3 protein-coding genes are annotated in these 2229 nt (G+C 39.3%); 1 reads left to right on the top strand and 2 read right to left on the bottom strand.

All coding sequences use genetic code 11. The features are described from left to right. Positions 1-1170: 1170 nt before the first annotated feature. The gene (locus tag K5G00_RS29135) at positions 1171-1482 is read right to left on the bottom strand and encodes a HepT-like ribonuclease domain-containing protein (protein WP_238770093.1); all 312 of its coding nucleotides are present in this window, start codon (positions 1480-1482) and stop codon (positions 1171-1173) included. After that, positions 1475-1768 carry a nucleotidyltransferase family protein gene (locus K5G00_RS29130; RefSeq protein WP_238770091.1) on the bottom strand — a complete coding sequence of 98 codons (294 nt, stop codon included), beginning with the start codon at positions 1766-1768 and terminating at the stop codon, positions 1475-1477. Before K5G00_RS29130 ends, K5G00_RS29135 begins: the two co-directional genes overlap by 8 nt. Positions 1769-1904: 136 nt before the next feature. On the opposite strand from K5G00_RS29130, the gene K5G00_RS29125 reads away from it, so the two are divergent. Continuing rightward, a partial coding sequence (locus tag K5G00_RS29125) for a hypothetical protein (protein WP_238770089.1) occupies positions 1905-2229 on the top strand: 325 nt, incomplete at its 3' end.

The following is a 2229-nucleotide window of genomic DNA, read 5'->3' as shown; positions in this document are numbered from 1 at the left end:
GCCCGGGGGCGGATATTGAAAGTTTTTAAATTTCTATTGTGTTTATAATTCTTTAAAGCTCTTTGCCATCTCAAATTAGTGCGTAAGCATTTCCCTTGGTGGGCAGGGGTGGCAATGGCTATTTTTGTCTTTGACTTCTATTTTCTATGTGAAACGTTCGGTACTCATTTCTCATCGCTCACTATCTCATCTCTCTTTTCTCATCGTCCCAGTGCTCATCATCTCCGCTTTTCAACGGGGCGTTGCCCCATACCCCAAATACTTTTCTCCTTAGATGAGAAAAGTATTCAAAAGAATCAAGAAAAAAATAAGCTATCAGCGCTAAAAGCCTTCGCCGGCCCGCATTTTTTTCGGCCGGCCCGCCCATCCCGACGATGTCGGGATTATTAAAAGTTTTTAACTTTCTATCTAAATTCTATTGTGTTTATAACTCTTTAAAGCTCTTTGCCTGCTCAAATCAGTGCGTCAGCTTTTCCCTTGTTGGGCAGGGCTGGCAACCGGCTATCTTTGTCTTTAACTTCTATTTTTCGTGAAAAACGTTCGCTGTTCATTTCTCACCGCTCACTTTCTCATCTCTCACCTTCCCGGTGCTCACAGTCTCATTTTCTTACTACACGGTGCTCACCGTCTCATCTCTGCGTCTCAACGGGGCGTTGCCCCGAACCCCAATTCCTTTTTTCCTGTAGCTGAAAAAAGGAATCAAAAAAAGCCACCGCTCAAGATTAAAAGCTAAAAATCAATTTCGTTTCGCTAAAATCTTTTAAACTCCTCCTTCGCTATAGCTTGGAGTCAAACAGAAAAGATTTTTTGACGCTGCACTTCATTTATTTTCTTTACGCTTTTACTCTTAGGCGGGTTGGTTCTTAACATGATCTCTTTTCCTTTTATATTTTGCAGTCTTTAACTTCTTTCAATGTAAAACGTTTGCCACTCATTTCTCACCGCTCACTTTCTCATCTCTCACCTTCCCAGTGCTCACAGTCTCATTTTATCACTACTCATCTCTCTCTTCTCTCCTCTCAGTGCTCACAGTCTCATTTTCTTACTACCCATCTCTCATATTCCCTGGCTTCCTTTGTTGTTAAAAACAACCCGGCTTATCTTAAAATTTGTCTTTGAGATTGTTTTTCATTTTTCCCAATACATTCATTAAATCAGGTAAATCTTCTTTTAATGTATTAAAATTTGTTCGGCATCGACGTCAAAATAGTGATGAACAATAATGTCGCGCATTCCCATTGCCTGTTTCCACTGAATTTGACGGTATTGGGGTAACAATTCTTTATTGGTCACTTTATCGAGATTCTTAATGCTTTCTCCAACAGCTACCAGTTTCATACAAATACTGTCGAGAAGAATCATACCCGATTCGGAAGATGTAAAATCATTAGCTGATTCTATATGTTTTGTCCTCTGTAAAACTGTTTTTAAATTATCATCGATTAAAGTGATAATATCAATTGCCAAGGTCCTGTCAAACATATATCCCCTCCTTTTGAATCCTTTTTTTCAAAACCTGATTCATTTTTTCGCGAAGACGCACAATATCGACGGTACAGTTCAACAGATTTTCAAGCTCGTCTTTTAGTGTCATTATTTTAAAAAGGCTCAAAGGCTCTCCTTCATAATAAATATCCAAATCACTTTTTTCTGTTTGCTCACCACGGGCTACCGAACCAAATATCCCCAGTCGATTTATTCCGTAAATCCCCCCTCTTTGAGTCTTAAAATCGGATAAAAGACGGATATATTCCTGTTTAGAATTCATTTTAAACTACTTTTAAAAAACGAATTAATTTGTTCGATAATTCTTCCCCAAAAAGTGTATTTACTCTAAAACAAATATATTTGTTTTTTTCCATTAGGTTTTACAATGCTGTTATGTTAAAAATCTGTGGCAGCAGGTGGGGAGAACTGAACTTCAAAATTTATTCTGTTTTTTTAATGAACGGATTACAAAAGATGTTCAGTGCTGCGTCTCTCCTCTCTCTTCTCTCCTCTCAGTGCTCACTTTCTCTCCGCTCATCTCTTCCCAGCGACGGGGCCTTGCCCCGAACCCCACTTCATTTCTTTTCCTTGATGAAAAGAAACGGAAGCAAAGAAAAATCAAGAAAATTTTATCCTTGCTCGCTTTGGCCTTCGCCGGCCCGGGCCAAATTTTCACCCTACGCGCTTTTCATACGATCTCGGTGCTCAAAGTCTCATGTTCTCACTACTCATCGCTCTCTT

It is taken from the genome of Maribellus maritimus, assembly GCF_022267315.1.
Classification (GTDB): domain Bacteria; phylum Bacteroidota; class Bacteroidia; order Bacteroidales; family Prolixibacteraceae; genus Draconibacterium; species Draconibacterium maritimum.
Note: the sequence above shows the minus strand (reverse complement) of the source record. Positions and strands in the feature narration are given on the sequence as shown.

Bases quoted from the DNA above. Each gene is read 5' to 3' on its own strand.
- K5G00_RS29135 (WP_238770093.1), bottom strand. From the start codon at position 1,482: ATGTTTGACAGGACCTTGGCAATTGATATTATCACTTTAATCGATGAT.
- K5G00_RS29130 (WP_238770091.1), bottom strand. From the start codon at position 1,768: ATGAATTCTAAACAGGAATATATCCGTCTTTTATCCGATTTTAAGACT.